At 74.8% G+C, this 7,481-nt stretch carries 7 protein-coding genes; 3 read left to right on the plus strand and 4 right to left on the minus strand.

Annotated features, from left to right (window positions below):
- The first annotated feature begins 115 nt into the window (after nt 1-115).
- The gene (locus tag ACWEPF_RS39200) at nt 116-955 is read left to right on the plus strand and encodes a phosphatase PAP2 family protein (RefSeq protein WP_452176426.1); all 840 of its coding nucleotides are present in this window, start codon (nt 116-118) and stop codon (nt 953-955) included.
- 26 nt (nt 956-981) lie between these two features.
- Here the strand turns inward: ACWEPF_RS39200 and ACWEPF_RS39205 are convergent, their stop codons facing one another.
- Genes ACWEPF_RS39205 through ACWEPF_RS39215 form a run of 3 tightly spaced genes read right to left on the minus strand, consistent with a single transcriptional unit; the run spans nt 982 to nt 4,466 of the window.
- Nucleotides 982-1,689 (minus strand): response regulator transcription factor, encoded by a 708-nt coding sequence (locus ACWEPF_RS39205; RefSeq protein WP_452176427.1) that lies wholly within the window; start codon nt 1,687-1,689, stop codon nt 982-984.
- Nucleotides 1,690-1,714: 25 nt separating this feature from the next.
- Nucleotides 1,715-3,361 carry a sensor histidine kinase gene (locus tag ACWEPF_RS39210; protein WP_452176428.1) on the minus strand — a complete coding sequence of 549 codons (1,647 nt, stop codon included), beginning with the start codon at nt 3,359-3,361 and terminating at the stop codon, nt 1,715-1,717.
- 46 nt (nt 3,362-3,407) lie between these two features.
- Nucleotides 3,408-4,466, minus strand: coding sequence for an SDR family oxidoreductase (locus ACWEPF_RS39215; RefSeq protein WP_452176429.1), 1,059 nt, complete (start codon nt 4,464-4,466; stop codon nt 3,408-3,410).
- A 104-nt stretch (nt 4,467-4,570) separates the two neighbouring features.
- Between ACWEPF_RS39215 and ACWEPF_RS39220 the strand changes: the two genes are divergently transcribed.
- Nucleotides 4,571-5,482 (plus strand): LysR family transcriptional regulator, encoded by a 912-nt coding sequence (locus ACWEPF_RS39220; RefSeq protein ID WP_452176430.1) that lies wholly within the window; start codon nt 4,571-4,573, stop codon nt 5,480-5,482.
- 82 nt (nt 5,483-5,564) lie between these two features.
- Nucleotides 5,565-6,698 (plus strand): hypothetical protein, encoded by a 1,134-nt coding sequence (locus ACWEPF_RS39225; protein ID WP_452176431.1) that lies wholly within the window; start codon nt 5,565-5,567, stop codon nt 6,696-6,698.
- A gap of 11 nt (nt 6,699-6,709) precedes the next feature.
- Here the strand turns inward: ACWEPF_RS39225 and ACWEPF_RS39230 are convergent.
- The coding region (locus ACWEPF_RS39230) for a hypothetical protein (protein ID WP_452176432.1) at nt 6,710-7,481 on the minus strand (772 nt) is incomplete at its 5' end.

Below are 7,481 nucleotides of genomic sequence, written 5' to 3' on the forward strand. Positions count from 1 at the left end.
GCGCCGATGGTACTGCAGGGGGGACCCTGTGGGAGAGTAGGACGCCGCCGAACAATCATTCAAGAGAAGCCCCCTGACGATTCGTCAGGGGGCTTTTCTGCGTTAACCTTCGCCAATGCAGAACCTGACCCTTACCTGGCAGACCTCCGGCACTGCCGGCGTCGCGCTGTTCGGTGCGGCGTACGCGGCCAAGCGATGGTGGGGGAAGCCGGGGCTGGGGGTGGCCTGTCGGGAGGCGGGGACGCTGCTGGCGCTGTTCACGCTCTGGCAGCTGGTCGGGCACCTGTCGTTGCTGAGCACGGAGCACGCCCTGGACCGGGCGGAGTGGATCCACCGGACCGAGCTGGACTGGGGGCTGCCGGACGAGGCGGCCTGGCAGCGGGCGGCGCGGGAGCATCCGTGGCTGATCTCGGCGTCCAACTACTACTACGCGACGATGCACTTCGGGGCGATGATCGCGCTGCTGGTCTGGGTGTTCGTGCGGCACCGCGCGCGGTACGCCTGGGTGCGGAACACGGTGGTGCTGACCACGGCGGCCTGTCTGCTGATCCAGTTCCTGCCGGTGGCGCCGCCGCGGATGCTGCCGGGGAACGGGTTCGTGGACGTCGCGGCCGAGTACGGGCAGTCGGTCTACGGGGGTGCGGTCGGCGGAGTGGTGGAGGCCCAACTGTCCGCGATGCCCTCGGTGCACGTGGCGTGGTGCGTGATCGTGGCGGTGGCGGTGGTGGTGATCGCACGCTCGCCCTGGCGGTGGCTGGCGGTGCTGCACCCATTGGCCACGGTGTACGTGGTCGTGGTGACGGCCAATCACTTCTGGGCGGACGGGCTGGTGGCGGTCGGGCTGCTGATGATCGCCTACCTGGTGCTGCACGCGGCCGCGGGGTGGCGGGCGACGGGCGAGGAGCAGCCGGCGGCCGTGCGGTGGGAGCAGGAGAAGGAAACGGCCGTCGGCTGAGGGTTGGGTGCCCGGGGGCGGACGGCTCAGGAGCTCAGGCCGGCCTGGGCGGCGAGTAGGGCGGCCTGGACCCGGGTGTCCGAGCCGGTGCGGTCGAGGACGCCGTCGACCAGGGTGCGGACCCGGTCGGGGCCGATGCCGAGGCGCAGCGCGATCTCCAGGTTGGGCATGCCGTCGCCGAGCAGGGCGAGCACCTCCCGCTCGGTGGGGTCGAGGGCGGCGATCCGCCGTTCGGCCTCGGTGGTGGGGTCGGCCGGTTCGGCGGGGCCGCCGTCGAGCATCCGGCGGACCACCAGGCCGGTGACGCCGGGGGAGAGCACCGCGTCACCGGCGGCCGCGGCGCGGACGGCGCTGATGAGCTCCTGCGGGCCGTCGTCCTTGAGGAGGAAGCCGGTGGCGCCGGAGCGCAGGGCGCGGGTGACGTTCTCCTCCTCGCCGAAGGTGGTGAGCATGACGACGGCGGGCTTGGGGTCGAGCCGGACCAACTGGTCGATCGCGGCCAGGCCGTCGAGGACGGGCATCCGGATGTCGAGCAGGACGACGTCCACCGGGGTGCGGGTGGCGTGGGCGACGGCCTCGGCGCCGTCGGAGGCCTCGGCCGTGATCTCGATGTCCTCGGCGTGCCTGAGGACCAGGCGCAGGCCGGCCCGGATGCCGGGTTCGTCGTCGGCGAGCAGGACCCGGATGGGGGCGGTGTGCTCGCCCGGCTGGTCGGTCACCTGATGGTCGGTCATGTGCGGCTCCGGCTCTGGTGGTGGGTCAGGGCGCCAGCGGTGTCGTGAATGTGGTGATTTCGGTGAGAGTGCCGTCTTCGAAACAGTAACGGGTCACGTAGAGCCGGTCGCTGCTCGTCAGCCGACTGGTGTACGGGAAGACGCAGCTGGTGGTGCCCTCGGGGCGGGCGGGCTCGCGCCCCGAGGCGGCGGAGCGGACGGAGGGGCTGTCCGGGCCGACCACCGAGACCACCTGGCCCTCCGTCATGCCGGGGTGGACGGCGCTGGTCGGCGGCGGGCCGTCGTAGGGGCGGGTCTGCTGGACCAGGCCGAGGCCGAGCAGCAGGATCACGCCGAGCCCGGCCAGGCCGAGGGCGGCGGAGACGGCGCTGGCCAGCTGGCGGCGGAGCCGGGCGGCGGGGCCGCCGGCCAGGACGGGGACGTCGGTGCCGGGGGCGGTGGGTGCGCTGTCGGCCCGGCGGCCGGTGGAGGGAGGTTCGGTGGGCAGCACGGCGCGGACCTCGTAGCCGTCCGGGACGGGGCCGACGGTGAGGCGGCCGTCGAGCACGGCGACCCGTTCGCGCAGCTGGTCCAGGCCGCGGCCGCTGCCGAGGCCGGTGGTGACGGCGGGCGGGACGGGCGGGCGGCCGTTGTGGACCACCACCTCGACGCTGCCGGGGAGCTGTTCGACCGTCACCTCGACGGCGGAGCCGAGGGCGTAGCGGTGGATGTTGGTGAGCGACTCGCGGACCACCCGGTTGACGGCCCGGCGGACCTGGGGACGGACCTCGGTGAGGTCCTCGCCCTCCCAGTGGAAGGCGACCGGGACCCCGGCCGCGCGGGACTCCTCGACCAGGGCGAGGACGTCGGCCCGGGTGCCGGTGGCGTCGGTGAGCGCGTCGGTGCCGGTGTCCCGGCCGACCGGGCCGAGCACGCCGAGCACCTGGCGCAGCTCGTCCATGGCGTCCCGGCTGGCCCGGCGGAGCTGCTCGGCCTCGTCGCGGAGTTCGGGGGCCTGTCGGTCGAGGGCCAGTTCCAGGCCGCCGGCGTGCAGGGAGATCAGGCTGAGCCGGTGGCCGACCAGGTCGTGCATCTCGGCGGCGATCCGCGAGCGTTCGTGCAGCCGGGACTCGTTCTCGGCGGAGCGCTTGGCCCGCTCGGCGGCGGCGGTGCGTTCGCGCAGGGCGCCGACCAGTTGGTCCTGCTGGCCGGCGGCGGTGCCGACCAGGCCGGGGATGAGCACCGCGACCACGGCCAGCACCCCGCCCTGGGCGATGGCGTACTGCCAGCGGCCGCCCTGCCAGTAGTCCAGCCGGACCTCGCTGGTGAGCAGGGGGAGCAGGGCGGCGGCGACCAGCAGCAGGTCGCGGCGCAGGGCGCGGGCGGCGCGGCGGGAGGTGGTGTAGGCGACGATCGCGGTGAGCATGGCGGCACTGGGGAGGATGCCGACCAGGGCGGCCAGCCCGAGCAGTGCGGCGTCGGGGTAGCGGTGCCGGGCGAGGGAGAGCAGCAGGGCGAGGGCGCCGAGGGCGACCAGGGTGCTGCGGTCGAAGAGCCCGCTGAGGCCGACGCTGTGCAGGGCGGCGAAGGTGACCAGCAGCACGCAGCCGCCGACCACGGCCTCCAGGAGCCACCGCCCGGGCGGGCGGTGGGCGTCCGGGCGGTCGGCGGGCAGCAGCGGTACGAAGCGCATCTCCCGATTGTGCCCGGACCGGAACACCTGGTTCCGGAAGCCGCCGTCAGGGGATCACGCGGCGGCGGCGGAAGTCGGCGAAGATCTCCAAGAACATCGCCTCGGTGTCCACGTACTCGTGGAAGCCGAGCCGACGGGCCTTGGAACCGTCGGCGAACAGGTCGTAGTCCCAGGAGAGGACGAAGTCGCCGAAGGCCCAGGAGGAGACCTCCGCGTAGGAGTGGGCGAGGCCGTACTTCTCCACCATGGCCTCCCAGAGCGGCTCCTTGTCGGCCATCACCTCGGCCAGCTTCAGGGGAACGCCGGGGGCGACGTCGAGTTCGAAGAAGCGGGCGATGGCCGGCCAGAGTCCGCTCCAGCGGAACAGGTCGCCGTTGTTGACGTTGAACGCCTGGTTGGCGCAGGCCGGTTCGGTGGCGGCCCAGACGGTGGCCTTGGCGAGCAGGCCGGCGTCGGTGACCTCCAGCAGGGCGTCGTAGGCGCCGGGCTTGCCGGGGAAGCGGAGCGGGAGGCCGAGCTCCTTGGAGATCGCGGCGTAGACGGCGATCACCATGGCGAGGTTCATCGGGTTGCCGAGGGCGAAGCCGGTGACCACGGAGGGGCGGATCGCGGTCCAGCTCCAGGGCTGCCCGGCCTGGCGCTGCTCCAGCAGGGTCTGCTGGGCGTGCATGAACTCGGGCGGCATGAAGTTCGGGTCGCTCTCCTTGGCGGGGGTGCGGAACGGACCGAGGTGCGCGCCGTAGACCTTGTAGCCCTGCATCAGGCTGACGTGCCGCAGACCGGCGGCGGCCGGGACGATGGTGTCGAGGACGTTGGTGAGCATGGCCAGGTTGGGGGCGACCAGCTCGGCCCAGCCGGGGCGGTCCTGGTAGGCGGCGTAGAAGACGTGGGTGACCTCGTGCAGGCCGCCGAGCTTCTCCTTGCTGTCGGTGGCGTCGAGCAGGTCGACGCTGATGTGCCGCAGGCGGTCCTCGTCCTCGCCGCCGCGGCGGGAGAGGCCGATGACGTCCCAGTCGCCGAGCGAGAGCAGGTGCTCGGTGAGGTTGCGGCCGATCACCCCGTTGGCGCCGACGACGAGGGCGGTCTTGCGGTCGGTGGTGGTCACGGCGGCCTCCTGGCGGATGGTGCGGCGGGTTCGTGACCGATCATCGTCCGGCGGGTGGGCATGAGTCCAAGACCGGTTCCTTCCGCCTGACATAAGCTCAGGTCATGCTGACGCTAAGGCAGTTGGAGTACCTGGTCACCATCGTCGAGCAGGGCTCGTTCACCCGCGCCGCCGAGCTGCTGCACGTCAGCCAGCCCGCGCTGTCGCACCAGGTGCGGGTGATGGAGGGGCTGCTCGGCGGCCCGCTGCTGGAGCGGCTGCCCCGGCAGGTGCGGGCCACCCCGATGGGGCGGGCGGTGCTGCCGCACGCGCGGGCCGCGCTGGCCGAGGCGGGGCGCGCGGTGGCGGCGGCCCGGGCGTGCGCGAGCTCCGGTGCGGGTGAGGTGGAGTTGGCGACGCTGTACGGGTACAGCCTGGGGGTGCTGCCCGCAGTGCTGCGGGTCTGGCACCGGGAGCGGCCCGGGGCGGCCGTCCGGCTGCACGAGTACCGGCACGCCGAGGAGTTGGCGGAGGCGGTGGCCGGGGGCGTGGCGGACCTGGCGCTGGGGCCGCGGCCGCAGGGGTGGGCCGGGCCGCTGTGGGAGCTCGGGGAGGAGGAGTTCCTCCTGGTCCTCCCGGCTGACGACCCGTCGGGAGCCGTGCCCGGCGGCGAGCTGGAGCTGGCGGCACTGGCGGAGCGGAGCTGGGTGCACTACGCCGCCGGGAACGGGCTGGCCGAGCTGCTGGACCGGGCCTGCGCGGCCGCCGGCTTCCGCCCGGTGGCGGCCGTCCGCACCGAGCAGACCGCAGCCGGTCCGCTCCTCGCCTCGGCCGGGATCGGCCCGACCCTGGCCGCCGCCCACGCCCTCCCGCCCGGACTGCCCGGCCGGCTGTTCCGCCCGGTGCCGCCGGTCCGTCGGCGGCTCGCGGTGTACGCCCGCAGCGCGCCCGACCCGCTCACGGCGGAGCTGGCCGCGGTGCTGCGGCGAGAGGCGGTGCTGCTCCCGGAGCACGTGCGGGAGCGGCTCACGGGGTGACGGGCGGGTCAGCCGATCGGTGGACCCGGTGGAGGGGGCGGCCGCCGGAGGATGGCAGGGAGGCTGACGGACGGAGGACGGCATGGGTGGCGGCGGCAGGGTGCGCTGGGCGGGGATCGGGCTGGTGGCGGTGGTGCTGGCCGGGTGCGGGCAGGCCGCTCCGTCCACACCGGCCCCTTCGGGTGCCTCCCCTTCGGCGGCGGCCCCGTCGTCCGGCTCTCCCACGGCCGGGCCGTCGGCCGTGCGGGCCGGGGAGACCCTGCTGGTGGCCGACTTCGGGGGTGACACGGTGACCTTCGTGGATCCGTCGGCCGGGCCGGTCGGGTCGGCCAAGGCGGGGACGGCGCCGTGGGGCGTGGCGCTGGGGCCGGACGGGCGGGCCTGGGTGGCGGCGGCCGAGGGGGTGGCCGTGGTGGACACGGTCTCCCGGCGGGTGACGGGCACGGTGCCGTACCGGACCGTGAGCGGGCCGGTGACCACGGGCGAGTACCGCGGCGGCGGCATGGGCATCGCGGTCTCGCCGGACGGCCGACGGGTGTACGTCGGGGTCAACGTGCCGGGGAAGCCGGGGGTGTTGGAGGTCATCGACACGGCGACCCGGCAGGTCACCGACGTGGTGCCGGTCGGGCGGCGGCCGTTCGACGTGGTGGTGGCCCGGGACGGGCACGAGGTGTACGCCGTCGGGCACGACTCCTTCGACGTCACGGCGGTGGACGCCGGCACCCTGCGGCCGCGCCGGATGGAGGTCGCCCCGTACGGCACCGAGGGCGGGCTGGGCTCCTGGCTGAAGCCGCACTACGCCGAAGTCGCCGTCGACGGACGGCTGTTGCTGCCCTTCGAGGGGGAGCGGCTGGCGGTGCTCGATCCGGGCAGCGGCCAGGTGACGGTCCGTCCGATGACGGCCGACACCCACCAGCACGGCACCGCCCTGGCCCCGGACGGCACCCTGCTGGTGGTCGGCACCGGCCCGATCGGCAGCGGCGACCACGGGCCTTCGCTCACCGTCCGGGCCCCCGACGGCGCCGAGCGGGTGATCCCGCTCGACGGCCCGCACGAGGAGGTCGCGCTCTCCCGGGACGGCCGCACCGCCTACGTCACCGGCGGCTTCTCCCGCCCGGGCGGCTGGGACGGCATCACGGTGGTGGACCTGGCCACCGGGACGACGCACCGTCAGGCGGCGGGCCGGCTGCCGCTCGGGGTCGTGGTGCTGCCCTAGGGTCCGGGCGCTCAGGCGGCCCGGTTGTGGGTGGCGAGCAGCGTGCCGGCGGTGTCCCAGGTGCGCAGGGTGAGTGGTTTGCCGGGCAGTTTGACCGCCGCGACCCAGCGGATCGGCGAGTCCCCGACGGTGAGCGGCTGCACCTCCCAGCCGGTGGCCCCGGGGGTGCCGGCCGTCACCTTGGCGACCTCCGGGCCGACCGGGAGCAGGGCCAGCAGGACCGGTCCGTCGGTGATGCTGCCCAACTCGCCCGTGGGCGGTCCCCCTTGTCCGGCCGGGCCGCCCGGTGCGGGGAGGGAGAGGCGGATGTCCTCGGCCTGCCGCCTGCCGTCCACCGTCAGGTAGAGGTTCAGGACGTCCGTGCCCGGGCGCCAGTGCTCCTCGACGAACGCGGCGTCCGGCTCGGCGGCTCCGGGGCGGACGGGCCGGCCCTGGTCCTCCCAGATCGCGCGGTACTGCCGGAGCGCGTCCGTCTTCGGTGCCTGCGGCCAGAGCGTGGCCCAGGCCTGCCAGCTCCGCGCACCCCCGCCGCCCCCGCCGATGCCTTCGGCGAGCAGGACCCGGACGGGGGCGAACGGGTCGCGCGCGGGGGCCGGGGCGTGGGACGACGGGGCCGAGGTGGTACCGGCCGGTGCGACGGTGCGCGGTGCCGTCAGCACGGCGGCTCCGCCGACCACGGCCGCCATGGCTACCGCGCCGACTCCCTCGCCATCGGCCGCTCCAGTCAGGAGGACCTGCGCAGCGAGGAGGCCGGTGTCCCGGGCCGGGACGAGCCGCTCCCGG

Source organism: Kitasatospora sp. NPDC004289 (assembly GCF_053602875.1).